Below are 26,687 nucleotides of genomic sequence, written 5' to 3'. Positions count from 1 at the left end.
CCTGTATTCATCTGGCATGACGGGTGAGGGGAAGTCTCACTCCCTGCGGGACAGGCTTGACGGGCCGGTTCTCACGGTGTGGGCGAAGCACGACAGGGATTCCGACGGGTGGCTGCCGCTGTGGCGGCACATGGAGGACAGCGCCGCTGTTGCCGGCTTGTTGTGGGACACGTGGCTGCCCGCAAGCGTACGAAGGCTGATCGCCTCGGCGCTGCCCAGCGGTGAGCAGGACGCGCGGCGGCTCGCCGTGTGGTTGGCAGGGGTGCACGACATCGGAAAGGCGACGCCCGCGTTCGCCTGTCAGGTCGACCAGCTTGCGAACCGTATGGATGCGCAGGGGCTGAAGATGCGCTCGCGGGACGCCATGGGACCGGATCGCAGGATCGCGCCGCACGGGCTGGCCGGGCAGGCGTTGCTGGGGGAGTGGCTGCAGGAGCGGCACGGCTGGACGGTGAAGCAGACCGGGCAGGTCACGGTCGTCGTGGGAGGGCACCACGGGGTGCCTCCGGAGCCCGGGCAGATCGCTGCCCTGCACAAGCACGGTCAGTTGTTGCGTACTCCGGGGCCGAGCCGGGCCGAATGGCGGCGGGTGCAGGACGAGCTGCTCGACGGGTGTGCCGACGAGTACGGAGTACGGGACCGGCTGGACGAGTGGCGGTCGGTGAAACTGCCGCAGCCGGTGCAGGTGTTGCTCACGGCGCTGGTGATCGTCGCCGACTGGGTCGCCAGCAACGCGGACCTCTTCCCGTACTTCCCTCAGGACATCGCCCGCAGCAGCGAGGAGCGCGTGGCTGCGGCCTGGCGCGGACTGGACCTTCCGGCGCCCTGGTGCCCGGACCATCCCGAGGGCGACGCTCAGGAACTGTTCGCCTCCCGCTTCGGGCTGCCGCCGGGCGCGAAGGTCCGGCCGGTGCAGGAAGCCGCCGTCGAGCTTGCGCGGACGATGGACGAGCCGGGACTGATGGTGATCGAGGCACCGATGGGGGAGGGCAAGACCGAGGCTGCTCTCGCGGTCGCCGAGGTCTTCGCTGCCCGCTCGGGTGCGGGCGGTGTGTTCCTCGCGTTGCCGACCATGGCCACGGGCAACGCGATGTTCCCCCGCCTTCTGGACTGGCTCGACCGGCTGCCCGGAGCCGAGGACGCCCGGTACTCGGTCCTGCTCGCCCACTCGAAGGCCGCATTGAACGAAAGGTTCGCCGAGCTGATGCGCGAGAGCGGCCATCGGATCGTTGCCGTCGACGTGGACGCACCCGAGCAACCGCGGTGGCGTCCCTCGGACAAGACGCGGTCCGCTGCTGCCGAGCTTGTCGCGCATGCCTGGCTGCGTGGACGCAAGAAGGCCATGCTGTCTTCCTTCGTCACGGGAACCGTCGACCAGTTGCTGTTCGCCGGGCTCAAGAGCCGTCACCTGGCGATGCGTCACCTCGCGGTCGCCGGCAAAGTCGTCGTCATCGACGAGGCACACGCCTACGACGCGTACATGAGCGTCTATCTCGACCGTGTGCTGTCGTGGCTGGGCGCGTATCGGGTGCCGGTGGTGGTGCTGTCCGCGACTCTGCCTGCGGCCAGGCGCCGCGAGCTTGTCGAGGCGTACGCGGGCGGCAAGGCGGCGGCAGTTCGCAGTGCCACGGAGTTCGAGGCGTTGGGCGAGGCCCGCGCCTATCCGCTGCTGACCGCCGTGACGCCTGGTGGGGAACCGTTCCTGAGAAGCCCCGGGGCCTCCGCCCGGGGCACGGACGTTGTCCTGGAACGGACCGGCGACGGTCTCGATGCCCTCGTCGACCGGCTCACCGACGAACTGGACGGCGGCGGCTGCGTGCTGGTCGTACGCAACACGGTGCGGCGGGTGCTGGAGACAGCGCAGGCGCTCAGGGCCAGGTTCGGCGACGAGAACGTGACGGTCGCCCACTCGTGCTTCATCGACGTCGACCGGGCGGCGAAGGACGCAGATCTTCTGAAACGCTTCGGGCCGCCGGGCAAAGCGGAGAACCGCCCGACCGGGCCGCACATCGTCGTCGCCAGCCAGGTGGCCGAGCAGTCCCTCGACGTCGACTTCGACCTGCTTGTCACCGACCTCTGCCCGGTCGACCTGCTGCTCCAGCGCATGGGCCGTCTTCACCGGCATCAGCGGGGCGAGGGGCAGTACGAACGCCCCGAGCGGCTGCGCCGGGCGCGCTGTCTGGTCACGGGCGCCGACTGGACGGCCGACGTGCCGACGCCGGTGCGGGGGTCGCTCGCCGTGTACGGGGCCCACGCGCTCCTGCGGTCCGCGGCCGCGCTCCTGCCCCACTTCGAAGAGGGAAAGAGCCGTCCCGTACGGCTGCCCGAGGACATCAGCCTGCTCGTGCAGACGGCATACGCCGATGGTCCCGCAGGTCCGGAGAGCTGGGCGCCGGCGATGGCCGAGGCGTTCGAGCGGTACGAACAACACTGTGCCGACCAGGCCGGACGGGCTGCTGTGTTCCGGCTGGAGGAGGCCGGAAGAGACGGCAAGCCGCTGTTCGGATGGGTGGCGGCGGGAGTGGGCGACGCGGACGACACCCGGACCGGGCGGGCCCAGGTCCGCGACAGCAGGGAGAGCCTGGAAGTCGTTGTCGTGCAGCAGCGTGCCGATGGATCGCTGACGACGGTGCCCTGGCTGGCCCCGGACCGCCACGGCAACCGGCTCGCAGGGCTGGAGCTGCCCCGGGACCAGGTGCCGCCGACGAGAACGGCACGGGCGGCGGCGAGCTGTGGGCTGAGGCTGCCGATCCAGTTCTCGTACGCCGATGTCATGGACCGCGCGATCGAGGAGCTGGAGGGACTCTACGTTCCCGCCTGGCAGGTGAAGGACAGTCACTGGCTGTCCGGCCAGCTGATTCTCGCGCTCGACGAGGACTGTCGGACCCGTCTGGCAGGGTTTTCACTCCGGTACAGCGAGAGCGACGGCCTTGAGGTGATCCACGCTGAAGGGCAGGAGGGTAAGGCGGCGCGCAGTGGTTGAGCAGAGGATCCCCGCATGGGCGGGGAGCAGTGTGAGGTACCAAGCCTGGTACGCCCCTCAGTCTCGGGCCATCCCCGTCCTGGCGGGGAGCAGTGATCGCATGCTACTCGAAGACCTTCCACGCAGCCGGACTCTTGTTTTGCGGCTGGCGCAACGCGAGCAGCGAAGGGCGGATCACCCTTCTTCCGACAGCCGACGGGCTTTCTCTGCCCACCGGACCAAAGGCAGGCCCGCCACGGCAGATACCGCACTTGCAAGGGCTGTGGCGACACCCCACCTGACAGCTTCGTCTGCAGGGCCGCCTAACGGCAGCAAGCGACCCAGCAAGAGGGCTAACCAGAAGATGGTGACGATGCCCATCATCACCAGGAACCATCGGATCCAACCGTTCAACTCTCGGCTCCCCTTAGTGTGTTGCAGAACTGGAGAACGCACTCTAGCGGATCCAGTCGTGCAGTCAACCTTCCCCTTAGTGTGTTGCATTATCTTGGAAAAGAGGATCCCGAGACCTCATGACACACCCCTTAGTCCGGCGGTCGTCCCCGGCCACGCGCCAGTTCACATTGACGCCTCTGTGGGCCAGTGGCTCGCCACACAACCGGTCCGTCTGCTCGACGAGGACTGTCGGACCCGTCTGGCAGGGTTCTCACTCCGATACAGCGAGAGCGACGGCCTTGAGGTGACCAGTGCCTGAAACAAGCGAAGAGACGGCGGGCGTGCTGTCGTTCGACCTGACTACGCAGCCCTGGATTCCGGTGCTGAGACTGGACGGTACTCAGGGCGATGTGTCACTGGGGGAGGTGTTCGAGCAGGCAGGCGCCCTGCGTCGGCTCGTCGGGGATCTGCCCACCCAGGAATTCGCCCTCTTACGCCTGCTGCTCGCTTCGGCCCACGACGCGCTCGAAGGGCCGCGGGACTCCGACCACTGGGCAGATCTGTGGGAGGACGAGGACTGCTTCGCGCCGCTGGCCGACTATCTCGACACGTACCGAAACCGGTTCGACCTCCTCGACGCCCGTGCGCCGTTCTTCCAGGTTGCCGGGTTGCACACGACGAAGAACGAGGTCTTCCCGCTCAACCGCATCGTGGCTGATGTCCCCAATGGGGAGCCCTTCTTCAGCTCGCGGATGCCCGCCGTCGACCGGCTCACTTTCGCCGAGGCCGCCCGCTGGGTCGTCCACACACACGCCTACGACACCTCCGGCATCAAGACCGGCGTCGCGGGCGACGACCGGGTCAAGGGCGGCAAGGTGTATCCGCTCGGAGTCGGATGGGCCGGCAACCTCGGAGGTGTCTTCGCGGAGGGGCGCACCCTGCGTGAGACCCTCCTGCTCAACCTCGTGGCCCCCGCCGACACCCCGGGCCTGAATTTCGACGGCGGCAACGACCTCCCCGCCTGGCGGCGAGAGGCGTGCGGGCCGGGCGAAGGACCGAACCGTCCGCCCACGGGCGTACGCGACCTGTACACCTGGCAGTCGCGGCGCCTGCTCCTGCACGCCGACGCCGACGGCGTACACGGTGTGGTTCTCGGCTACGGTGACCCGCTCCACGCGCGCAACAAGCACGGCTACGAGCCGATGACCGCCTGGCGGCGCAGTACGGCGCAGGAGAAGAAGCACGGCGAACCCCTGGTCTACATGCCCCGCGAACACGACCCGGCCCGCTCCGCGTGGCGGGGGATCGCCTCTCTGATCGCCGACCGGACCGAGGCGTTCCAGGGCGCGGAAGCCGCGAACCGTCTGCGGCCCGGTGTCCTTGAATGGATCGCGTATCTGGTGACGGCCGGAGAGCTGGAGCAGGGGTATCTGGTCCGGGCCCGGATCGTCGGGGCCCGGTACGGCACGCAGCAGTCCGTCATCGACGAAGTCGTCGATGACCACATCTCCATGGCAGTGGCCCTGCTCCACCAGCAGAACCGCGAGTTCGCCGAGCAGGCCGTCGGCGCCGTCACCGATGCGGACGACGCCGTCAACGCACTCGGCGACCTCGCCACCGACCTTGCCCGTGCCGTGGGCAGCGAAAGCGATGGGCCCGGTGCCACGGCACGCGATCTCGGTTTTGCCGCACTCGACACCCCGTACCGCACATGGCTGGCCGGCCTGGACCGCCACGAGGATCCGTACGAGCAGCGCACCGCATGGCAGCGCCAGGTGTACCGGACCGTGAGCAGGCTCGGCGACCGCCTCATGGCCGAGGCCGGCGACGCCGCCTGGCAGGGCCGCATTATCACGCGCAAGAGCGGTACCGAGTGGCTCAACTCCACTCTTGCGGGCAAGTGGTTCCGATCCCGCCTGAACAAGTGCCTGGGCCACCCGAATCTCTCCGACCGACTGCCGGGCGCGGGCAGCGCCACGGCGACCGACACCGCCACGAAGGTGCACGCATGACGACCGCCGCCGCTCCGCCCACCGACACCACATGGCCCACTGCCCGCAAGCGCGTGGAGAGACTTGCCGCCGAACGCATCACCGCGTTCCAGCGTGGATATCTGGCCGACAACCCGAAGGACGTGGCAGCCCTGGCCAGGCTCCGCAGAGGGGCGGGCCGTGAAGCCGGACAACTCCCCGACCTCTGGAATCTCGTCGACACGACACCGCTGCACGAGCCGCACGAGGGCCCCCACGCGCTGAGCGAGAGGCAACTGGCCCGGGCCGAAGACGCCCTGCACGTCGCTCTCACGCTGTGGGCCCTGCACCAGCAGTCCCGCGGCGAGGCCGGAATGCATCAGACCGGCAGTCCCGGAAAGCCGCGCGGAGTGGGCGCCGCGGTGCGCCGCATGATGAAGCCGGGCGAGATCGACGAACCCCTGCGCAAACGCCTGGTCCGGGTCGGTACGGCACCGGATCTGACAGCCCTTGCCCAGCGCCTGCGGGACATCGTCCTGCTGCTGCGCCGCGAGCAGTTCCCGCTCGACTACGCCCTGCTCGCCGGACAGCTCTACCACTGGCAGCAGCCCGGCGGTCCGGACGCCGTACGTGGGGAATGGGGCCGCTCCTTCCACGCCTGGCACGAAGACGACCAGAACGCCGAGGAACGGACGCCCGCGGGAGACACGGCCACGACCACCGGCACCACTGCCACCCCTGACACGACCACCACCGACAAGGACGCTTCGTGAACCGCTTCTACCTCGACGTGCACGCCCTGCAGACCGTCCCGCCCAGCAACCTGAACCGGGACGACACCGGTGCTCCGAAGAGTGCGGTGTACGGGGGAGTGCCGCGGGCCCGTGTCTCCAGCCAGGCATGGAAGAAGGCCACCCGGGACTACTTCAAGGCCGAGAGTCTCCTCGACCCGAGCGAACTGGGTGTGCGTACCAAGAAGGTTGTCGAGGTCCTGGCCGACCGCATCTGCGATGTCGACCCCTCGCTGGCGGAGGCAGACGCGCTGAAACTGGCGGCAGAGGTCATCGCCGCCACGGGCCTGAAGACCGAGGTGCCCAAGCGCAAGAGCCCCGCGAAGAAGACAGCGGCCGAGGACGGAGCGGGCGAGGAGGGTACGGCGGACACTGCTCCCCAGTCCAAGTACCTCGTGTTTCTCAGCACCCGTCAGTTCGCCGGACTCGCCCGTCTCGCCGTGGAGGGAGCCGCCGACATCAAGGCGTTCCTGAAACACAAGGACAACAAAGCCCGGGCCAAGCAGATCGCCGACACCCACCACTCCGTTGATATTGCGTTGTTCGGCCGCATGGTCGCGGACGACGCCGACTTCAACGTCGATGCCGCAGTCCAGGTTGCCCACGCCATCAGCGTCCACCGCGTCGAGAACGAGTCGGACTATTTCACAGCCGTCGACGACCGGAACAAGGACTCGGAGCCGGGCGCCGGAATGATCGGTACCGTCGACTTCAACTCGGCGACCCTCTACCGCTACGCGGGCCTCGGCGTTCATCAGCTGGCCGCCAACCTCGGCGAGGGGCTGCGCGAGGACGAGTCGCGCACCACCCCGGTGCGCCGCGCCGTCGAGGCATTCGTCCAGGGCTTCACCAAGTCACTCCCGACCGGGAAGATCAACACCTTCGGACACCACACCCTGCCCGACGCTGTGATCGTCAAGCTCCGCACCACGCGGCCCATCAGCTTCGTCGCCGCGTTCGAGGAGCCCGTCCGCAGCGACCAGGGCGGCCATGTTGCCGAGGCGTCCGCGCGCCTGGCGGAGTACGTCCCCGACATCGAGCGGGCGTACGGAGACGACGACTCCACCCTCACCTGGGTGCTCCGAGTCGGCCCGAACACACAGAAGCTCGCCGGCCTCGGAACCCAATCGGCGAACATCACCGAGCTCGTCGCCTCGGTCGGCCAGGCCGTCACCGAGCTCCTGGAGAAGCCCGCATGAGTGTGCTCACCCTGAGGCTGGCGGGCCCCCTGCAGTCCTGGGGGGCCTCCGCCCGTTTCACCCGCCGTACCACCGAGTCCGCACCGACCAAGAGCGGCGTGATCGGCATGCTCGCCGCAGCGTCCGGCACCGAACGCGGCGACGACGCGGCACTGGTGAGGCTGGGCGCCCTCCGGTTCGGCGTACGCATCGACCAGCCGGGCACCCGGGTACGGGACTTCCAGACCGCACACCACAGCGTCACCGAGACCTCCATGCCGCTGTCCGAGCGCTTCTACCTGGCTGACGCGGTCTTCGTAGCGGCGCTCGAAGGCGACAGGGAACATCTCGCTTCCCTGCACGCCGCCCTGCGCGCACCGGTGTACCCGCCGTTCCTGGGCCGCCGCTCCTGCCCACCGGCCCGCCCCGTGGAACTCGGGCTCCACGACGGCATCTCACTCCACCAGGCACTGACGGACGAGGAATGGCAGGCGGCCCCCTGGTACCGCCGACAGCGCCGCAGCGACGCCATGGTGTCCCTCGTCGTCCTGCGCGAGGCCGGTGACGACGAGCACGACGCGGACTTCCAGCGCGACCAGCCTCTCAGTTTCGCCGCCGAGCACCGCCGGCACGCCCTGCGCACCGTGGTCAGCAGGACGGTGAATGTCCCCAACCCGGCCGCCGTGCACCGGCATCCCCGGCATGATCCGTTCGAGGCCCTGGAGGAGAGCGCCTGATGTTCCTGACCCGCTTTCGCGTGAACACCGCACGCCCCGGCTCCCGCCGCCTGCTCTCCTCTCCCCAGGTGCTCCACGCGGCAGTCATGGCATCGTTTCCCGGCCTGCTCCCCTCGGACATGCCCGCTCCCGACGGGCCGCGGGTGCTGTGGCGCCTCGACCGGAACGCACGGGCCGAGGTGCTGCTGTACATCGTCAGCCCCGCCCGGCCCGACCTGACCCATCTCGTGGAACAGGCCGGCTGGCCCGCGGCGGCCACCGACCCGGAGACCCCGGGCTGGCAGACCAAGCCGTACACCCCGTTCCTCGACCGCCTGGCCGCAGGACAGAAGTGGGCATTCCGACTGACCGCCAACCCCATCCATCACATCCGCCGCAAGGCGGACGAGCCGACGAAACGCACCGCCCATCTGAATCCCGTACATCAGATGGCCTGGCTGCTCGACCGCCAAAAGGACAGGGGCTTCCGCATCCTCGAGAAGCCGGACAGCAAACGCCTGCTCCCCGGCGGGACGACGTTCAAGAAGCACGAGCACTTCGGGGACCAGTACGAACTGACGGTCCGGGACAAACAAGGCCTGTCCTTCGACAAGTCCCGCAGCGACGACGGCACCCGCAAGAAGCCCGTCACCATCGTGACGGTCACCTTCGACGGTCGGCTCGAAGTGACCGACCCCGCAGCGCTGCGCCGCACCCTCACCCAGGGAATCGGCAAGGCGAAGGCGTACGGCTGCGGCCTCATCACCTTGGCACCGCTCACCCCCGGCACGGAGTGAAATGGTGACGACGATCTCCCAGCGCACGGCTCTCACCCCGCGCCACCTCACCCGCACCGGCGAACGGCTGTCCTTCATCTACCTGGAGCGCTGCACGGTGCACCGGGATGCCAACGCCATCACCGCCGAGGACGCCGACGGCACCACCCATATTCCGTCGGCCACCATCGGCACCCTGCTCCTGGGGCCCGGCACCCGCATCACGCACCAGGCGATGAGCGTCCTCGGCGAGACCGGCGCCGCCGTCGCCTGGGTGGGAGAGCAAGGCGTGCGCTACTACGCGGGCGGGCGCGCCCTGACCCGTTCGTCCGCGCTCGCCGAGGCCCAGGCGGTCCAGTGGGCGAACGCCCGCAGCCGGTTGGCCGTCGCCCGCGCCATGTACCGGCTGCGCTTTCCCGACGAGGACCCGGCCGGACTCACCCGCCAGGCACTCCTCGGCAGCGAAGGCCGCCGCGTCAAGGACTGCTACCGCGCCCAGGCGGCCCGCACCGGTATCCGATGGCGCGGCCGCAAGTACACCCCGGGTGACTTCGCCGCCGGCGACCCGGTGAACCAGGCCATCACCGCCGCTGCCCAGTGCATGTACGGGATCGCCCACGCGGTCGTGGCCTCCCTCGGCTGCAGCCCGGCGCTGGGCTTCGTCCACTCCGGCCACGAACTGTCCTTCGTCCTCGACATCACCGACCTCTACAAGACCGAGATCGGCATCCCCCTGGCCTTCGACATCGCCGCGGAGGACGAGGAGGACGTCGCCTCCCGCACCCGCAGAGCCCTGCGCGACCGCATCAACGAAACATCGCTGCTGGACCGCTGCGTGGACGACATCAAGCGTCTCCTGCTGCCGGACGGCGCAGGCTCCGCGGTCTCCGGTGACCAGGATGTCGTCACGCTCCAGAGCGACGGCGGCCACAAGGTTCCGGCCGGCCGCAACTACGGTCACGGAGACGGGAACGGGGACCATGGAGAGGAGGAGGCGATGCTCTGGTGACCGTCATCGTCCTCACCAACTGCCCCGTCGGCCTGCGGGGGTTCCTCACTCGGTGGCTGCTTGAGATCTCCGCGGGCGTCTTCATCGGCAACCCGTCGGCAAGAATCCGCGACGTGCTGTGGGACGAGGTGCAGCAGTACGCGGGTCAGGGCCGGGCCCTGCTCGCCCATACGACGAACAACGAACAAGGCTTCACCTTCCGGACCCACGACCACAACTGGCACCCCGTCGACCACGAGGGCCTGACGCTGATCCGCCGCCCGAACACTGCGGCGGCACCGCGGAGCGGCAGCGAGAGCCCGAAGCCGGGCTGGAGCAAGGCCTCCAAGCGGCGCCGCTTCGGGAGGGCATGAACGCCGATAATGCACTGTTCGGTCGATTTGCCGGAATCTATGAAAGTACTCCAGAACGGCCCACGCCCGCGCTAAACCCGCAGGTCGCGAAGCCTGCTCCCCGCGCCCGCGGGGATGGTCCCTACCGGGCCCCGGGCCGCGATCGACGGCGGCACTGCTCCCCGCGCCCGCGGGGATGGTCCAGGGTCGGGCATTACCTCGACGTCGGGGCGACGCTGCTCCCCGCGCCCGCAGGGACGTACCCGAAGGCGGCCAGTGTCGCCGAGCAGAGGCGGCCTCCGCCGCACCGGCGTCCCGGTTACCCTCATTCCTTTCAATTGTCCAGCTGTGCCCCGCACATCAGTGGTGTCGGGCATGATGAATGTGCGCTGATCCCACTTCGATTCGCAGGAGGCCGATCGATGCCTGGACATGGCGGCGGCCCGCGCGCACGGGCGTCGGCGGTTGTCATAGGTGAGATCGACTGCGACATCGCGACCTCGGCGATGCTTGAAGGCACGGACCTTGCCGGGTCGGCGCGCGAGGCGTCGCGCTATCTCGCGATCTCGATCCCCGTCACGGTCCAGTCCGCGCACCCGAAAGCCGACCTCGACCTCGTGGTCTCCGCACGGCTCCACGCGCCTCGTGGCTGCCCGACTCCGGTGGCCTACGCGCCGTCGCCGTCCGTGGAGTACGTCCACGTCCAGGCGGCGACCAGTGCGAACGTCTCGGTCACACCAGGTATCGGCACGGTCAGCGGTGGCCTGGACCGGACGACGAGCCGTCAGGAACTGGTCAGCAACGTCGGCGGAATCGGCACGACGCACTTGGAGTGGGCGATCCCGGGCGGACGCCGCCAAGCCGCCGGCAGCCGGGAGTTCCGGTTCTTCGTCCGGCAGGGCGAGGTCCGGCACGGCTGGCTGGAGATGACGGCGCGGGTGAGTGCTGCTCGCGACCTCTTGCGGCGCGTGTCTTCGGAGTCCGTGGAACAGCGCGTGTGGTCGCCGTTGGTCGCTGAGAGTTCTCCGCAAGCGGCCACGACTCTCGTCCTCCTCGAAGGGCATCGCGAAGAGCCTGAGGGGGACGCGGGGGACGCCGGGGACGCGGTGCGGTTCTACCTCGGCCGTCCGCTGGACCTGCCGCTTTCCATGACAGCGGAGGGGCCGACCGTCAGGACGCCAGATGCCGAAGGCGCTGTTGTCGGAGCCTTCCGCTGGTTCGACAGCGTCGACGGAAGACCCGGCTTCCAATGGATCCAGAAATCTTCGGACCGTGTCGTGCTGGGCGAAGGCCAGGGGCCGGAGATCCGCCCAGGCACGACGGTATTCGTTCCGAACGGAAGCGTTCTGCGATTTCCTGACAGCCGCTCTCTGCGCGTGGTGTACGACGACGCACTGACGACAGGTCGCCCGACCCTCCACGATGCCCTCGACGTGTCGGTGGTCGTGGACGATGCCGTGGTCGCCACGCATCGGACCGAATCGAGTTACGTGACGATCGGTCGCAGCCTCAAGGACATCAGCATCAGCCGGCCCGACATCAGCCGCATGCACGGGGCCTTCGAACTCTCCGACGACGGCTGGTCGTACACCCACCTGAGCGGCGCCGGCGATGCCGTGCTGCTCCGCGAGGGGCAACAAGCCGTCCCCGTCCGCCGCGACGCGGTCGTGCTCGTCCAGAGACACGACACCGTCGTGCTCAACGAACGCGTGTCCCTTTCCATCGGCTAGCACCAGCGCGCTTTCTCCTCGGGAAGCCGGCCCTGACAGCTTGAAGGAGAGAAGGAGATGACTTGGTGAGCACTTCCGCAGAGCAGGTGGATCGGTGGAACACGGGCGATGTGATCGACGGGCTCTACCAGTTGACCCGCATCGTGGGCCATGGCGGGATGGGCGTCGTCCACCGCGTGCGACACCTCGGATGGGGCATCGACCTGGCGGTCAAGTCCCCGCTGCCGCAGTATTTCGTGCACGCCGACGACATCGAACGCTTCGTCGCCGAAGCGCAGACCTGGGTGTCCCTGGGACTGCACCCGAACGTCTGCAGCTGCTACTACGTGCGCGTGCTGAACGGTGTCCCGCGTCTGTTCGCCGAGTACGTCCGTGGCGGCAGCCTGCGCGAGTCGATCGACACCGGCGCTCTGTACGCCGGAGACTCCGGGACCGTCGTCACACGCATCCTGCGCATCAGCAGCCAGATGGCGCGCGGACTCGAATTCGCCCATGCCGGCGGCGTACTGCACCGTGATATGAAACCGGCCAACGTGCTACTCGAAAGTGGCATCGACGGAGTCGCGAAGATCACGGACTTCGGGATAGCTCAGGCATTGACCGCGGTTCCCGGCGGTCCGTCCGGGAGCAGAACCACCCTGGTGGCTCAGGGCGGGGGTGGGATGACTCCCGCGTACGCGTCACCGGAGCAGATGCAGGGGAAGCCACTGGGCAGGGCGTCCGACATATACAGCTTCGCGGTATCTGTGAAAGAGATGTTCAGCGGCGCCTCGTCGGCGCAGTCCTCCACGACCGTCGGGCCGCTCACTCGTGCGACACGCGGCAGCACCCCGTCCCTGGATGCGCCGACGTGGCAGATACCGAGCCCCCTTGCCGTACTGCTGGATCGCTGCTTGGCGGAGGATCCACGGTCACGGCCGGACTCGATCGAGGCGATCGCGGTCGAGCTTGAGGAGCTCCACGCCCAGTACGCCCCTGATGCCCCGCGGCTGATGCCGCCGACGCAAGCCGAGCTGAGGGCGGCCGAACACAACAACCGCGCCCTGTCGCTGCTCGACCTCGGGAAACAGGAGCAGGCTGCGGACCAGTTGCGCAAGGCACTCGAAGCGGACCCCCAGCATCTCGACGCAACGTACAACGCGGGGTTGCTGCGGTGGCGGCGCGGCGAGATCAGCGATGCGGTCATGCTCTCCGTGCTGCGCGCCGCGAGCAGCCATGCCGGAGACCCTTGGTACGCACACACGTTGACGGCACAAGCGCACCTGGAGCGCGGTGCCATGGACAGCGCGCGGGAGCTCTTGGAGCTGGTCACGGGTGAGCATGCCGACGAACCGGAAACGCGATCCGCGAAGCAGGCCCTGGGCTCCCGGGACCTCGGTCACCTGACCGCAGCCCGGACGACGCCCTTGCCGTGGTACCCGGATCCGGGTCTCCCGCCCTTCGGCCAGGTGGGATTCACGCGTGACGGGACACGCGTGATCAGTGGCGATTCGAGCGGCGTGACGCGCCTGTGGGACGCCTCCACCGGTGAGTGCCTGCGCAGTTGCGCGAGCGGCGCGGGCTGGTCCATCCGCGTCAGCAGTGTCGACGGCAGATTCGGTCTGACGCTCATCAGAGGCGAGTGCGTTCGCCTCTGGAACTTTGAGACGGGGCGTTCGCTGCGCATGTTCACCCCGGCCGGAAACGAGACCGTCCATGCCCTGTGCATGACCCCTGACCAGGCCAGAGCGTATGCGGTGACCGAGTACGGCGAGTTGCTCGGCTGGAATCTCCGGCAGGGAACGACCATGGCACGAGGCGGGCTCGTTCTCCGCGAGCCCTTCGACGAGCGTGCAACTTTCTCCATGATGGAGGTGAGCCCCGACGGATCCGCGCTGCTCATCCATCACGGAGACACTCAGGGCCGCTTGCATCTCGTGCGCCCTGGCTCCCCGGACCGCTCTCGCGTTCTCACGGATGCCTGTGCTCGGGTGTCAGCCATGGCGTGGACCGCGGACTGTTCCCGCGTGGTCGTCGCGAGCGACGACCGGTCGATCCGGGTCTGGAACGTGCGGACCGGTGAGTGCGAGCGCCGGATGACGACGCAGGCGGGCATCACGGCTTTGGCCCTCAGCGAGGACGCCCGATGGGCACTGACCGGGAACGAGGACGGCACAGTCTGCCTGTGGGACCTCGCCGAACTGCGCTGTCTTCGTACGCTGCAGGGGCACACGGCGGGAGTGTGCGACGTGTGGCTTTCCCCGGACGGCCGCCACGCGCGATCGGCTGCCGCGGACAACACCGTCCGCGCATGGAATCTCAGCGTCCCTGTCGGGTATCGAGCCGCATTGCGTGTGAGCCGACCCCACCCCGCTGTCGACCTCGCCCGCTTCGGCGACGAAGTGCGTGAGCTGGCGGTCCGGGCCGAGGCGGCCATCGCCACGTCCCGCTACCGGACCGCACACGAACTTCTCGGCAAGGCGCGTGCGATCTCCGGCTATGAGCGCGACGTGAGGCTCCTGCGGGCCTGGCGAGAGCTTGGTGAGCGGCTCTCCCGAACCGGACTGCGTGCAGCGTGGATCACGCGGACGATGTCCGTACAAGGCACGGCATCCAACAAGTTCGGGATGGGTCTCTCTGATGACGGTCGATATGCGACGTGCGGAACTCAACGTGCGGCGAGCCTGTGGGATCTGCACGGGGGCACGCCACTGCTCGATCTTCCCGATGGCACGCTGACGACGAGGCTCGACGCCGACGGCCGACGGGTCGCGGGTGTGCTGGCCTCGGGAACCATGTGCGTCTGGTCGACGTCGAGCGGGACGGAACTCGCCTCGTTTGTCCCGGTGGACCCCCACATCCTCACAGCAGCGTCCATCTCCGCCGACCTCGACCGGATGGTCGCGGCCGACACCGGCCACGCACTCCACCTCTGGGACCTGACCAGCGGACGGCGCCTGCGTACTCTCACCGGGCACACCGCACGCGTCAATGCCGTTCGGATCAGCACGGACCGGCGAACCGCGGTCTCCGGGGCGCCCGGCTCCATCCGGGTCTGGGACCTGTCGAGCGGTGGTTGTCTGATCGACATCCCGGTCAACGACGCCTACTACCCGTGGGACGTTTGCGCGACGGACGATCGCCGGTTCGTTCTCGCGTGCGGGGACGAAGCGCCGAACCTGCGCATGTGGAACGCCGCAGGCGAGTGCGTCCATGAATTCGTCGGGCAGTCGGGTCAGCTCGTGTCCTTGGCCCTGAGTCCGGACAGCCGATTCGTCTTCGCGGGCGATACGGCAGGGATGATCACGGTCTGGTGCCTTCGGACCGGTGAGCTGGTGCACACCCTTGAGACAGGGCAGAGCGGCGTGCTCGACATGCAGGTGACGCAGGACGGGCGGTACCTGCTCGTCGGCGGGTTCGAGGGCGCGGCGAGCCTGTGGGAGCTGGACTGGGAGCTCGCCGGACCGGATTCCTGAAGACGCTGTCGGACGTGTCCTCCGCCGTCGCGCCGACCACCATGGAGAACCTGGAAGGGGAACCTCATGCGCAACCCTCTCGCCGTTGCCGACGACATCCGCGCGGTCCTCGGCAACGAGACGATCGGCGCACTGCAGGCCGGCCTGATCCCCGTGGACTGTCTGACATGCGGAGAGGAGATCACCGACGCGGACGGCCTCAACCTCGCGATCGACGACCTGAACGTCGGGCTGTGCGCCTCGCTCCATCATCAGGAGTGCCGCCCCTCGGCGTGGGTGCGCCACTCGCCGACGGAGGCCGAGAACTTCAACCTCAACCTGACATGGCGGGCATCCGTACGGGGATGGGAGGCAGCGGGCGTACCGGTGCTGCTGGTGAACCCGTCGTGCGAGGCGGCGATTCTGACCCGGACGGGCACGGGCCACCGGCCGTGGCGGATTGCCACATTGGACAGGTTCGCAGGTGCCGGATTCGCCCCGGCTGCCCAGCGGGCACCGTCGTTCGGAACCGTGCAGGGCCTCAGGCTGAACCTCGAACCGACCCGCCTGACGGTGACGGGCGCGAGCGGCCCGCTCAACGGGACATCGTGGCATGCGGCCGTCTCCGAAGCCGACTTCTCGCAGGCCCATGCACAAGGACACGTCCTGGTCGGGGTGACTGCGGCGCTCGACCCGAAGCGCGACCCGGTGACGGAACAGTGGCTCAACGAACTGACACGCAACGAAGAGGTTCTGTACGCGCGCGTCCCGATCGAGCGACCTTCGCCGAAGGTTGACGTGGACCGCCTGCCGGTGCTCATCGAGGTGATTCGAAGAGGTACGGGTTCCGTACCCAGCACGGATCAATTGGCCGTGACGCTCATGCTTTACCAGCACGGCACCACCCATGGCGGCTTCCCTCGCCCGACGGGGCGCGACCTGACCATGGTCGTGCTCCTGATCACCGGGCTGTCCGCAGCAACCGAAGGGCCCATACACGTGATGACCCAGGGCGAGCACATGGCCCGGCAACTCACGGACGCCTGCCGCAAGGTCTTCGGCCCGATGGCCTTCCCGGTCAGCCGTATCGGCGAGCCGAGCTTCACGTCGGAACGGCGCATCTCCATCGGCACCCATCAGGAAATCGCCGCCGCGAGGGCGCGCTTCGACAATGATCCCCGCACATCCGCCACGTTTCTGCCGATCGCCTTCGCGATCGACCCCGTCCCCGCCGGTGAGCGCGAGGTCATCCGCAGACGCTACAGCCGCCTCATCGAACTCTGAGTCCTTGCCGTGCTCTGTGTACCGCCTGCTGCGGCTGCTCTTGCTTCCCCTCTGGCACTACTTCTTCTTCCGGGCACCTGAGCCGCGAAGTCGGCATGGGCCCGGGTGACGGCTTCTGGGTGGGCCTGGCGCGTCTCGTGCTCGGCGAGTGCCCGGTAGATGCTGGCCAGGCCGGGGTTCTGGCCCTTGCGCTTGCCGGTGGGGATGATCAGGTCGGGGCGGATCTGCTCGACGGACTCACCAGCCGCCCGGCGGCGGAGCACGGTGTGCAGCATGTCGTCGGTGATGACGGGCGGCCGGCCACCGTGCTTGCCCTTGTGGGCGGCGGCGTCGAGTCCTTCGAGGGTGGCTTCGCGGATGCTCTCGCGCTCGGTCTCGGCCATGGCGGCGAAAAACCCGGACAGCATCCGCCCGGGGCCGGACGGGTCGTAGATGCCGGGCAGCGGGCCGGCCAGCATCTCCAGGACCAGGCCGTGGGCGGTCAGGTGGTCGGCCAGCGCGGTGAGTTCGGCGGCGTCGCGTCCGAGTCGCTTCATCTCGTAGACGGTGAACAGCACCCGGCAGTGCGGGGCGTGGGCCTTGATCTCGCGGGCCAGGGTGAGGGCTGCCTCGAACCGGGGGCGGACCCGGATGCGGGTGCTGATCTTCTCGGAGAAGATCTTGTCGCGCGGGATGCCGTGCGCGCTGAGCGCGTCCAGTTGCGACTGCAGCTCCTGGGTGAGGTGGCTGCAGCGGGCGTACCCGATGCGGATGTCCGCGCCCGGGGTGTCTTTGGTGGGCGGGGCCGCCAGAGCTGGCCGGGGCCGCGGTCGGCCGGGGTCGGCACCCGCAGCAGCTTCGCGAGCCGGGCCACCTTCTTGAAGCGGCCGGTGTGATAGATCCCGGCGACGGCACCCGAGCGGGATCGGCAGGGCGAGCCGGGCTGGACCTGGCAGCGCGGGCCGTCATGACGCTCGACGTCGTCGGCGTCGCCTCCGTAGGTGTTCTGGTGGTCCGTCATGCCTGGATCCCTCTCACAAACGATTCCCAGAACAGGGCTCCGGCACCAATTGAGTGAGAGCGAGTTCTGGGAACCGATCGGACCTCCGGGCCGATCCGGGCATCCCTTCTCGATCTTCCTCCGGGAAAGGGCTGTTTGTGAGAGATCTGCGTTCGCCTTCGACCCTCACCTGAATCCGCGGGCGCGCCTCCGGCAGCCGATGCCGTATAGTCGGTTCCTACTATTAGGAGGCGGTGATATAGATGGCGAAGCGGAAGATCTCCAACACACTGGCGCTCGCCGTGCTGGGCCTGCTGCAGGAACAGCCGATGCACCCGTACGAGATGGCGTCCACCCTGCGGGAGCGGCACAAGGACGGCAGCTTCAAGGTCAACTCCGGGTCGCTGTACGACACGGTCGAGGCGTTGGTCCGGCACGGCTGGATCGAGCCGGTGGAGACGGCGCGCGACGGCAGGCGGCCAGAGCGGACCGTGTACGCGGCAACCGAGCTGGGCCAGAGCGAGTTCGTCCACTGGATCGATGAACTCCTCCGCACGCCCGTCGCGGAGTACCCGAAGTTCATGGCTGCGGTGTCCTACCTCGGCGCACTCGGCCCGAACAGAGCGGCGGAGGCACTGGTCGAACGGGCGGGGCATCTGGCCCAGCGGATCGAGGAGACGAGCGCGGTGCTGGCCGACACGGTCGGCTCCGGCAAGGTCCCCCGTTTGTTCATGATCGAAACCGAGTGCGCCTTGCACGCCTGGGAGGCCGAGTTGGCCTGGACGCGGCAGACCATCGCCGAGATCCGCGACGGCAGCCTGTTCTGGCCCGAGGTCGAACGAACCGAACAGGGCTGGACCTGGTCCGCCCCCACCAACCGGGAAGGAAGCACCCAATGACCGACGTGCTGATCGTGGGAGCCGGCCCGGCCGGGCTGTTACTCGCCAGCGAACTCCGGCTCGCCGGCGTCGACACGGTCGTGGTCGAACGCCACGCGCAGAGGCCGGGCTACTGCCGGGGCTTCAACCTCAACGCCCGCGCCCTGGACCTGCTGGCGCGGCGCGGCCTCGCCGAGAGGCTCGTCGCAGAGGGCTGGCAGGTGCCCCACGCCGCGTTCTCCGGCCTGCCGGTGACGCTCACCCTCGCGGGCGCGCACACCGACCACCCGTACTCGCTGGGCATCCCGCAGACCCGGGTCGAGGAAATCCTCGAAGCGCACGCCCTCGACCTGGGAGCCGACATCCGGCGCGGACACGAACTGCGCGCCCTGGAACAGGACTCCGAGTCCGTCACCGCCACCGTCGCCACCGACGACGGTGAGTACCGCGTCCGGGCCGCGTACCTGGTCGGTTGCGACGGTGGCCGCAGCACCGTCCGTAAGCAGGCCGGCATCGACTTCCCCGGTACCGAGGCGACCCGCTTCTCCCTGCTCGGCGACGTCGAGCTCGCCGACCCCAAGGCGTTGCCGTTCGGCGCGACCACCGGCCCCGGCGGGACCGTGTTCGTCATCCCTCGCCCCGGCTACGTCAGGATCATTACCTCCGACCGGCAACCCCCCGCGGACAAGGACACCCCGGTCACCCTGGACCTGCTCCAAGCCGCTGTGGACGACGCGCTCGGCCGCCACGTCGAGCTACGCGCCCCGCGCTGGCTGACCCGGTACGGCAACGCCACCCGGCAGGCGGCCCAGTACGTCCGGGGCAGGGTCATCCTGGCCGGGGATGCCGCACACATCCACCCGCCGGCCGGCGCGATCGGCGTCAATGTCGCCCTGGACGACGCGTTCAACCTCGGCTGGAAACTCGCCGCCACCGTGCACGGCACCGCGCCGTCCCACCTGCTCGACAGCTACCACGCCGAACGCCACACCGCTGGTGCGCATGTGCTGGCCAACACACAGGCCCAGGTGCTGCTCGGCGACGCCGACGATCGGCTCGGCCCGATAACCGACCTGCTCACCCGCGTCGCCGGCCACCCCGCGGGCAACCGCGCCTTCGCCGAGACCATCACCGCACTGGACACCCGCTACGAGACGCGCCCCCACTCCGACCACCCCTGGCTGGGCCGCCTGGCCCCCGACCTCGCCCTGACCACGGGCGACGGCCGTACGAGCCTGACCGGGTTGCTCGCCTCGGGACACGGCCTACTGCTCGACCTGACCGAAGGAGGCGCCATCCGCGAGTCGGCCGCAGGATGGGCAGACCGCGTGGACATCGTCACCGCAACATGCCCCGACCACCCCGAACTCCACGCCGTCCTCCTGCGACCGGACGGGCACACCGCCTGGCTGCGCACCGCCAGTCACGAGCACGCCGACGGGCTCCACCAGGCGCTCCACCACTGGCACGGCCCGGCAACACCATCCGACGCCGCGTCCCAGTAGCGAGCCAGGTGCTGCCACCGTCGCGTGCAATCGACGGGTCAGAAAGGGGGACCAAAGCGCCCTGACCCCGGGTCGGCCACCGATGCGAGGACGTCCCGTCCGAGCCCGGCCAGCACGGCCCCCACCTGCGCATCCTGCCCACCAGCTCAGCCTCGCGCACGAGGCGGTCCAGCCCAGAGTCATAGATGGTGACTCCAGGGCGGACCGCCTTCGAGAGTGGCCGTCAGGACGCCGCAGCCAGGTCCTGCAGGTCGAGCTTGGCGAAGTCGACGTCCAGGTGCGGCTCGTACGCCTCCGGGGCCAGGTCGAGCTCGTGGGTGGAGTACTCACCGAACCGCATGATCTTCTCGGTCAGGTAGGGCGAGACCTCCGCCAGGTCCTCCGGCTCGACCTTCCGGCCCTCGGCCTGCAGTTCGCGCACGCCCCGGTTGCCGAAGCGCACCCACTCGGAGAAGCCGTTGAACGCCTCGACCTTGTTGGTCGCGGCGGTCACCCGCCGGCGCATCTGCGGGTCGGTCAGGTATCGCAGCAGCTGGATGGTGCGGATGACGCGGCCGACCTCGCGGAACGCCGCGTACTCGATCCAGTACGCGGTGCGCGCCAGCACCCCAAGCAGGGACCGCTCGGGCAGGCGGGCCTTGGTGGCCTGCTCCAGCTTCACCGCGCTCGGGCGCCGCTCGTCCGCCTTGTACTTCTCCAGCGTCGGCACCCCGGTCTTCGGGTCGATGAACAGGCCCTCGTTCTCCGGGTAGCCGGAGTCGGCCGCCACCGCCGCCTCGGTGAGCCGCTCCTGCAGCTGGGCGCGGAAGGCCGCCGCGTCGAACGGCCCGGCGTCGCCGGGCTCGCGGAAGCCGACCTCGACCAGGTGGTCCGGCAGCCGTGCTTCGACGTCCTCCCACTTCAGCAACTGCTGGCTCCAGTCGGCGTACTCCTCGGAGCCTGCCACCGCGATGTCGCCGCACCGCAGTTCCTCGATGAGGTAGTAGAACACCATGGCCTCGAAGTGCCGGCGCACGTAGACGGACGGGCGGGTGCGGTCGCGCACGATCTTCCGCCAGTTCTGGGTGGCGAAGGAGATGTCCACCACCCCGGTATCCCGGCCCTCGTCGTCCTGGCCCTGCCTCGGCAGGTAGTCCCGCGAGGTGCGGAAGCGCAGCAGGTGCCCGAGTGCGTCCAGGACCCGGCTGTCCTCGCTGGTCGCCACCAGGTCCAGGTTCTCCAGCAGGTTCAGCATCACCGGCCGGTCGGCCTTCAGGCGTCCGTGCAGCAGCACCTCCCAGAGGTCGCCGTGGTGGGCGGAGACCTTCTCGATCTGGTCGTACCGGGCGGCGAACCCGCCGAAGCCGTCCACCACCGAGGTGACGCTGAACAGGCCGTTGGACTGCACCATCAGCCCCTCGGAGAGTTTGAGGAACGCCACCGACACCTTCCGGTTCAACCGGCGCGAGGCCTCGCCGGGTAGCGCTTCCTTGTCCAGCCCCTCCAGGGCGTCCAGGGTCTCCTTGGCCAGCGCGCTGGCCTTCGCCCTCGCCGTCTGCGCGGGACCGTCGGTGTCCACCTGCCGCAGCAGGGTGCGGTAGGTGCCGACCAGCACCTCGACGGCTCCCTGCTGCTGGCGGCGGATCTCCTCCAGCTCGTCTCGGGCCCGCTTCACCTTGGTGGCCACCCGCTTGCAGAACATCGTGGTCAGGTCGTCGCGCACCCGCATCCGGGCCTTGTGGAGCAGGCAGGCGATCAGCGTGACGCGCTTGGTCTCCGCGTAGTCCTGCAGCACGGCCGCGTCCGCCGCCTCGGCCTCGCCCGCGAAGTCCGCGATCTTCCCGGCCGCCAGATCCTCCAGCCACACCTCGGTGTCGCCCAGCCCGTCCAGCCACCTGCGGTGGTCCGCCAGCTTCTTGAGGTGCGACCAGGTCGCCCGCTTCGCGGGCTGCTTCAGCTGGTTGAACAGCGTCTTGCGGTCCAGGCCGAGCGTGGTCACCAGCCGCAGCAGGCCGGCCCGCTCCTCCGCGCCGATCCGCCGGTGGACCAGGGAGAAGAGGTCGGTGTTCACCTCGGTGCGGATGCGCATCGCCATCCGGTCCAGCGTCGAGAACGCCGGCAGCTCCAGGCCCCTCTGCACCAGCTGTTCCAGCGCCACGTTGATCAGGTCGGCCGGGTTGTTCTTCGACGCGGCCTCCGCCCGGATCGCCTCCTCGGCCACCTTGCGGGCCTGCCCGGCGTCGTACAGCACCCCCACCCGCTGCCGCACCAGCGCCCGGTGGTTCTTCGCGGTCTTCTCCGGGCCGTAGCCGGCCACCACGCCTTCCGGCAGCTCCACGGCCCGCCGCACGAAGTCGACCACCGTCTCCGGGACCTCCTCCCACCGCGGGAAGCACCCCATTCGCTGGTAGGACTTCAGCAGCACCAGCAGCACCAGCAGCACCAGCAGCCCGAGCTGGTGCCCGTCCGAGTCCGTCCGGACCACCGTCCACTCCACCTCCTCCCGACTCGGAGAGAAGAACAGGTGCAGCTCACGCGCGGTGATCAGCCGCTTGAACCGCGGATACGCGGTCCGCTCGATCGAGGTCATCCCGAAGCCCGACAACCCGACAACCCGAAACCGACGCGGGCGACCCCCGCCCGCGCGGGCATGCTCACGCTCCGGCTGCCGACCGAAGATCGAAAACCCGATACCCAGGACAGACGGCAGTCGGCGGTGGTAGATGTCGGGCGGGTCGGATCAGGGCTTCAAGATCAAGTCATGGCCCCTTTTGCACGTACCTTGGCTGAACCCCGAGAGCGGTCGGAGACAGCTCTGTTCCCCTCTGTTCCCCTCTGTTCCCCGCGAGGCGGGCAGGATCGCGTGTCAACGCCGCCGGAGCGGTTCCGTCAGGCGCTCTCCCGGATGATGAGGGTGGGATGCAGCGGGGGCGTGGCCGGTGGCGCGTCGCCGTGGATGCCGCACACGATGACACGGGCGAGGTGGCCGACGAGCACGTCCTGGTTGTGATCGATGGTCGTCAGTGGCGGGTCGGCGAACGAGCAGATCGGGATGTTGTCGGCTCCGATCACGGCGAGGTCCTCCGGCGCCGAGATGCCGAGGTGGCGCATGGCGCTCAGGAGAGCGAAGGCGTAATCGTCGCTGTAGACGCACACGGCGGTCACGCGATCGTCGGGAGCGACGTCCCACCAGCGCCGGAGCGCGGCCGCGACGCCTTTCGGCGTGAGGTCGGTGCTCTCGACGTGCGGCCGGTCGAGACCGAGGTCGAGACACGCCGCCTCGGCCCCCTCGATCCGCAACCGGCGGAAGAGCTCGTCGTGCTCGGCCCTGGGCGCGAGGAATCCGATTCTCCGGTGCCCCCGTGCGGCCAGATGCTCCACTTGGAGCGCGCCCACGAGGCTGCCGCGCGCGAGCACCGGGTTGTCGGTGTGTTCCTCGTCCCACAGGAGCCCCCGGGCGACGAAGATGCCGGTGCTCTCCATCGATGACCGCTCGCCCTTGCCCACGTCGTCCAAGAGCAGGACGGCCGCCGGCATGATCGCCCGCCACAGATCGCCGACGGGTATCCCCCGTTTCAGCCGGCGGATGACCGGCTGGAGGTTCAGCTGTTCGAGCTTCTCGGTGAGGCCGTCCACGAATCCCGACATCGCGTACCCCAGAGGCCAGTCGGGGAGCACGATCAGCACGATGTCCGACCGCCCGAGACGCAGCGCGCGGGCGGCCGCGGAGGGGGTGTAGTTCAGCTCACGGGCAGCTTCGAGAACACGGCGCCGGGTCTCTTCGGGGATCCGCGTCAGCGATTTGTTGTTCAGCACATAGCTGACGGTGGCCTGCGACACCTGGGCCGCCTTTGCCACCTGCCGTGCCGTAACTCGAGCAGTTCCCATGCAGCACCTTGTCATCGGATGCGGTTCTCAGACCGATCCTACCGAGCGGAGTTGCCCGCACGGGGAGCGGCTTGTACCGTGCTTATACGTATCAGCGATCTGTGAGCTGCTTATATCGTGCTTATACGTATCAGCGGCCTGCTCCCCGACGACGAGAGAGCCATGAATCACCTCGATGAAAGCCAGCTGCAACTCGTTGTCCCGCCCGCGGGGAGGCCGCACTCCCCGAGCGGTCGGAGCGCGACCGACGACGCACAGCGGCCCAGCGCGACGTCGACGGTGAGCGCGGGGTTCATCCTCGTCTACGCCTTGGCGTCGTTCGGCGCACTCCTGGTACTGCTCACGCCGTCTCTGGAGAGCCTCGCGCTGCGGATCAACGCGTCCGTGCCCGTAGACGAGGCCCCGGGCGTGCTCGGAACCGTTCTGGCCATCGGCCTCATCCTTCAAGTGCTGGCCCTCCCCATCATCGGGCGCCTCAGTGACCGCACCCGTTCGAGGTTCGGGCGGCGTCGCCCCTGGATCGTTCTCGGGTCGATCGGCCTGCTGGTCGGAGCCCTCGTCATGGCGCTGGTGCCGAGCATCATCGGCCTGGCGATCGGCTACGCCGTCGTGTCGGTGTCGGGCAGCTCGTGCGTCGCGGCCCTGCTGGCCGTGATGTCGGACCGCGTGCCGGTTCGGCAGCGCGGTCTGGTGTCGGCGTTCCTGGGGCTCGGAACGGTCGCTGCCTTGGTGGTCGGCTCGGTGATCGTGGCCCTCCTCCCGAGCAATTCGGGCGGCATGTTCGTCGTGCCGGCCATCATCGGCGTCATCCTCCTCGCGCTCTTCGCGGCATTGATGAACGACCGGCCTTCATCGAACGACGGCCCGCTTCCGAAGGTGACCGTCGCCATGGTGGTCTCCACCTTCTGGGTGAGCCCCCGCCGCTACCCCGATTTCGGCTGGGCCTACCTCAGCCGCTTCCTGCTCCAGCTGGCCTACGCGTTCCTGACGACTTACCAGGCGTTCTACCTGATCAGTCACCTGGGGACAGCGGCTGACGATGTGCCGGGGAAGGTGTTGACGGGAACCCTTCTCCTGGGGGTCGCCACGATCATTTCGAGCGTCGTGGCCGGGCGGCTCTCCGACAAGCTGGCACGGAGGAAGGTCTTCGTGATCACCGCGTCGTTCATCACTGCGGGTGCCCTCCTCGTCATCGCGGGCGCGAACGACCTGACCTTGTTCTACGTCGGGCTGGTTCTCGGCGGCATCGGCTACGGCGGCTACACCGCCGTGGACCTGGCGCTGGCGACCGACGTTCTTCCGAACCCCGACGATGCCGCGAACGATCTCGCCATCTTCAATACGGCGTCGACCCTGCCTCAAGCGCTCGCTCCGGCCATCGCGCCGTTCATTCTCGCGATCGCCGCGCAGTCGTACTCCGTTCTCTACGTCGTCGCCGCTGCCGTCGCCGTCGGCGGCGGCTTCATCATCTGCCGCGTGCGAGCGGTGCGATGAGCGCCGGCCAGAGGCCGCAGCAGTCGGTCACCGAGCCCCGCTTCCAGCCTCCGAGCGGTCCGGTCATCGGATGGCGCGACGGCGCCGTCGTTCGCGCCACGGGCATCCCCTACGCCACTGCGGAGCGTTTCGAAGCACCCCGCCCCGTCGACGACCGCGCCGAGCCGTTCAGTGCACGAGGCTGGTCGCCGATGTGCCCCCAGCCCGCGGATGCCATCGCCGACACGATGTTCGGGGTCGACCCGCGCGCTCTGCCCACCGACGAACACTGCCAGCATCTGTCGATCACGATGCCGGCCCAGTCGAGTGCGACCCTGCTTCCGGTCATGGTCTGGATCCACGGGGGCGGCTTTGTCACGGGAGCCGGCGATCTCGCGGTGATGGACCCGGCATCCCTGGTCGCCGAGCAGAATGTCGTCGTCGTCACGGTCACCTACCGCCTGGGGCTTCTCGGGTTCATCCAGTCGGAAAGCGGCCCGAAGGCGAACCTCGGCCTGCTCGATCAGAGGGAGGCGTTCCGCTGGATCCGGCGGAACATCTCCGCGTTCGGAGGCGATCCGCACAACGTCACCGCGTTCGGACAGTCGGCCGGAGCCGCTGCCCTGGTGGATCTCATGGCGACGGATGACGCGGCTTCCCTCTTCACGCGAGCCATCATCCAGAGCGCCCCTCTCGGCATCATGCGTGGCCGCGAGAAGCTCAACCGTGCCCTCTCCCGGCGCGCGAACGCGATCCGGGCCACGACACCGATCGCGGCGGTTGCAGACGTGCAGGCCGACGTCATCCGGGCGGGCGCGCCGTTCGGCCTCAAGGGAGGGATGCCCATCGCTCCGCAGTACGGATACCCGCCTCTCCCGGCGGAGCAGGATGTCGACGCCGAATGGCGGAAGACGGCTCCCCGCATCGACGTGCTCATCGGCAGCACCTCCGAAGAAGCGCGACTGTTCCTCCCGGCTCTCCCCGGAATGGCGCGCTGGTTCCGGATGCCTCTCCTCGGCCGCATCCTCGAACGCGGCGTCGCGGCCTTCTGCACCTGGGCGGTGTATTCGCGGGGGGCTCGCGGGTTCGCTCGACGTCACCGCCGGGCAGGCGGACGGGTGAGCAGGTACGTCCTCTCCTGGTCTGCGGCCGGCAACCCCCTCGGCGCAGCTCACACCATCGACCTTCCGCTTCTCTTCGGTGACGAAGCGGCCTGGGAGAAGGCAGCGCTGATCAAGGGGTCTTCGTGGAGCGATGTTCATGAAGACGGCCGCCTACTCCGCGCCGTATGGGCGAGCTTCGCCCGGGGCGAGCGCGTCGATTCCCCGGGCGGCACCCGTCGATTTCTCCGCATCCGCTCGTGACACCGTGTGTCGGCGTACTTCGGTGGGTGGCTCCGGCGAGATT

At 68.8% G+C, this 26,687-nt stretch carries 18 protein-coding genes; 15 read left to right on the top strand and 3 right to left on the bottom strand.

Annotation, left to right across the window (positions count from 1 at the left end):
• The first annotated feature begins 16 nt into the window (after positions 1-16).
• The 11 genes from cas3 to ACFVUT_RS13265 all read left to right on the top strand — a co-directional run bounded on the left by cas3 (position 17) and on the right by ACFVUT_RS13265 (position 16,578).
• Complete coding sequence (gene cas3 / locus ACFVUT_RS13315) at positions 17-2,983, top strand: CRISPR-associated helicase Cas3' (protein ID WP_389658710.1); 2,967 nt, start codon at positions 17-19, stop codon at positions 2,981-2,983.
• Between the two features lie 686 nt (positions 2,984-3,669).
• Positions 3,670-5,370 (top strand): type I-E CRISPR-associated protein Cse1/CasA, encoded by a 1,701-nt coding sequence (gene casA, locus ACFVUT_RS13310; RefSeq protein ID WP_389658713.1) that lies wholly within the window; start codon positions 3,670-3,672, stop codon positions 5,368-5,370.
• A complete protein-coding gene (casB, locus tag ACFVUT_RS13305; RefSeq protein ID WP_389658716.1) occupies positions 5,367-6,101 on the top strand; it encodes a type I-E CRISPR-associated protein Cse2/CasB in 735 nt (244 codons plus the stop codon). Before casA ends, casB begins: the two co-directional genes overlap by 4 nt.
• Positions 6,098-7,318, top strand: coding sequence for a type I-E CRISPR-associated protein Cas7/Cse4/CasC (cas7e, locus tag ACFVUT_RS13300; protein WP_389658719.1), 1,221 nt, complete (start codon positions 6,098-6,100; stop codon positions 7,316-7,318). Before casB ends, cas7e begins: the two co-directional genes overlap by 4 nt.
• Entirely contained in the window at positions 7,315-8,034 is a 720-nt protein-coding gene (gene cas5e / locus ACFVUT_RS13295; protein WP_389658722.1) for a type I-E CRISPR-associated protein Cas5/CasD, read from the top strand. The genes cas7e and cas5e overlap by 4 nt, the downstream gene beginning before the upstream one ends.
• Entirely contained in the window at positions 8,034-8,810 is a 777-nt protein-coding gene (gene cas6e / locus ACFVUT_RS13290; RefSeq protein ID WP_389658725.1) for a type I-E CRISPR-associated protein Cas6/Cse3/CasE, read from the top strand. Before cas5e ends, cas6e begins: the two co-directional genes overlap by 1 nt.
• Before the next feature lie 4 nt (positions 8,811-8,814).
• Complete coding sequence (cas1e, locus tag ACFVUT_RS13285; protein WP_389658851.1) at positions 8,815-9,798, top strand: type I-E CRISPR-associated endonuclease Cas1e; 984 nt, start codon at positions 8,815-8,817, stop codon at positions 9,796-9,798.
• The gene (gene cas2e, locus ACFVUT_RS13280; protein WP_389658728.1) at positions 9,795-10,151 is read left to right on the top strand and encodes a type I-E CRISPR-associated endoribonuclease Cas2e; all 357 of its coding nucleotides are present in this window, start codon (positions 9,795-9,797) and stop codon (positions 10,149-10,151) included. The genes cas1e and cas2e overlap by 4 nt, the downstream gene beginning before the upstream one ends.
• A gap of 401 nt (positions 10,152-10,552) precedes the next feature.
• A complete protein-coding gene (locus ACFVUT_RS13275; protein ID WP_389658731.1) occupies positions 10,553-11,860 on the top strand; it encodes a hypothetical protein in 1,308 nt (435 codons plus the stop codon).
• A gap of 65 nt (positions 11,861-11,925) precedes the next feature.
• The gene (locus tag ACFVUT_RS13270; RefSeq protein WP_389658734.1) at positions 11,926-15,315 is read left to right on the top strand and encodes a protein kinase; all 3,390 of its coding nucleotides are present in this window, start codon (positions 11,926-11,928) and stop codon (positions 15,313-15,315) included.
• 66 nt (positions 15,316-15,381) lie between these two features.
• Positions 15,382-16,578, top strand: a complete 1,197-nt coding sequence (locus ACFVUT_RS13265) for a hypothetical protein (protein WP_389658737.1) — start codon at positions 15,382-15,384, stop codon at positions 16,576-16,578.
• Here ACFVUT_RS13265 and ACFVUT_RS13260 read toward each other — a convergent pair.
• Positions 16,554-17,276, bottom strand: a complete 723-nt coding sequence (locus ACFVUT_RS13260) for a recombinase family protein (protein WP_389670953.1) — start codon at positions 17,274-17,276, stop codon at positions 16,554-16,556. The two genes, ACFVUT_RS13265 and ACFVUT_RS13260, sit on opposite strands and share 25 nt — an antisense overlap.
• Positions 17,277-17,820: 544 nt before the next feature.
• Between ACFVUT_RS13260 and ACFVUT_RS13255 the strand changes: the two genes are divergently transcribed.
• Positions 17,821-18,456, top strand: a complete 636-nt coding sequence (locus tag ACFVUT_RS13255; RefSeq protein ID WP_389658740.1) for a PadR family transcriptional regulator — start codon at positions 17,821-17,823, stop codon at positions 18,454-18,456.
• Positions 18,453-19,940: an FAD-dependent monooxygenase gene (locus ACFVUT_RS13250; RefSeq protein WP_389658743.1), complete on the top strand. Its 1,488-nt coding sequence runs from the start codon at positions 18,453-18,455 to the stop codon at positions 19,938-19,940. The genes ACFVUT_RS13255 and ACFVUT_RS13250 overlap by 4 nt, the downstream gene beginning before the upstream one ends.
• Before the next feature lie 223 nt (positions 19,941-20,163).
• On the opposite strand, the gene ACFVUT_RS13245 is transcribed toward ACFVUT_RS13250, so the two are convergent.
• On the bottom strand, positions 20,164-22,509 hold the full coding sequence (locus ACFVUT_RS13245; protein WP_389658746.1) for a DUF4158 domain-containing protein: 2,346 nt from the start codon (positions 22,507-22,509) through the stop codon (positions 20,164-20,166).
• A 299-nt stretch (positions 22,510-22,808) separates the two neighbouring features.
• The gene (locus ACFVUT_RS13240; RefSeq protein ID WP_389658749.1) at positions 22,809-23,777 is read right to left on the bottom strand and encodes a LacI family DNA-binding transcriptional regulator; all 969 of its coding nucleotides are present in this window, start codon (positions 23,775-23,777) and stop codon (positions 22,809-22,811) included.
• A 147-nt stretch (positions 23,778-23,924) separates the two neighbouring features.
• Here ACFVUT_RS13240 and ACFVUT_RS13235 point away from each other — a divergent pair, with 147 nt between their 5' ends.
• Both ACFVUT_RS13235 and ACFVUT_RS13230 read left to right on the top strand, forming a co-directional pair.
• On the top strand, positions 23,925-25,301 hold the full coding sequence (locus tag ACFVUT_RS13235) for an MFS transporter (protein WP_389658752.1): 1,377 nt from the start codon (positions 23,925-23,927) through the stop codon (positions 25,299-25,301).
• Entirely contained in the window at positions 25,298-26,644 is a 1,347-nt protein-coding gene (locus tag ACFVUT_RS13230; protein WP_389658755.1) for a carboxylesterase family protein, read from the top strand. Before ACFVUT_RS13235 ends, ACFVUT_RS13230 begins: the two co-directional genes overlap by 4 nt.
• Positions 26,645-26,687 lie beyond the last annotated feature (43 nt).

The organism is Streptomyces sp. NPDC058051, from assembly GCF_042885475.1.
Lineage (GTDB): Bacteria > Actinomycetota > Actinomycetes > Streptomycetales > Streptomycetaceae > Streptomyces.
Note: the sequence above shows the minus strand (reverse complement) of the source record. Positions and strands in the feature narration are given on the sequence as shown.

What these genes read in the sequence shown, in the direction of transcription:
- ACFVUT_RS13265 (WP_389658737.1), top strand. Translation starts at nt 15,382, where the DNA reads ATGCGCAACCCTCTCGCCGTTGCCGACGACATCCGCGCGGTCCTCGGC.
- ACFVUT_RS13255 (WP_389658740.1), top strand. Translation starts at nt 17,821, where the DNA reads ATGGCGAAGCGGAAGATCTCCAACACACTGGCGCTCGCCGTGCTGGGC.
- ACFVUT_RS13250 (WP_389658743.1), top strand. Translation starts at nt 18,453, where the DNA reads ATGACCGACGTGCTGATCGTGGGAGCCGGCCCGGCCGGGCTGTTACTC.
- cas5e (WP_389658722.1), top strand. Translation starts at nt 7,315, where the DNA reads ATGAGTGTGCTCACCCTGAGGCTGGCGGGCCCCCTGCAGTCCTGGGGG.
- casB (WP_389658716.1), top strand. Translation starts at nt 5,367, where the DNA reads ATGACGACCGCCGCCGCTCCGCCCACCGACACCACATGGCCCACTGCC.
- ACFVUT_RS13230 (WP_389658755.1), top strand. Translation starts at nt 25,298, where the DNA reads ATGAGCGCCGGCCAGAGGCCGCAGCAGTCGGTCACCGAGCCCCGCTTC.
- cas3 (WP_389658710.1), top strand. Translation starts at nt 17, where the DNA reads ATGACGGGTGAGGGGAAGTCTCACTCCCTGCGGGACAGGCTTGACGGG.
- cas6e (WP_389658725.1), top strand. Translation starts at nt 8,034, where the DNA reads ATGTTCCTGACCCGCTTTCGCGTGAACACCGCACGCCCCGGCTCCCGC.
- ACFVUT_RS13245 (WP_389658746.1), bottom strand. Translation starts at nt 22,509, where the DNA reads ATGACCTCGATCGAGCGGACCGCGTATCCGCGGTTCAAGCGGCTGATC.
- ACFVUT_RS13275 (WP_389658731.1), top strand. Translation starts at nt 10,553, where the DNA reads ATGCCTGGACATGGCGGCGGCCCGCGCGCACGGGCGTCGGCGGTTGTC.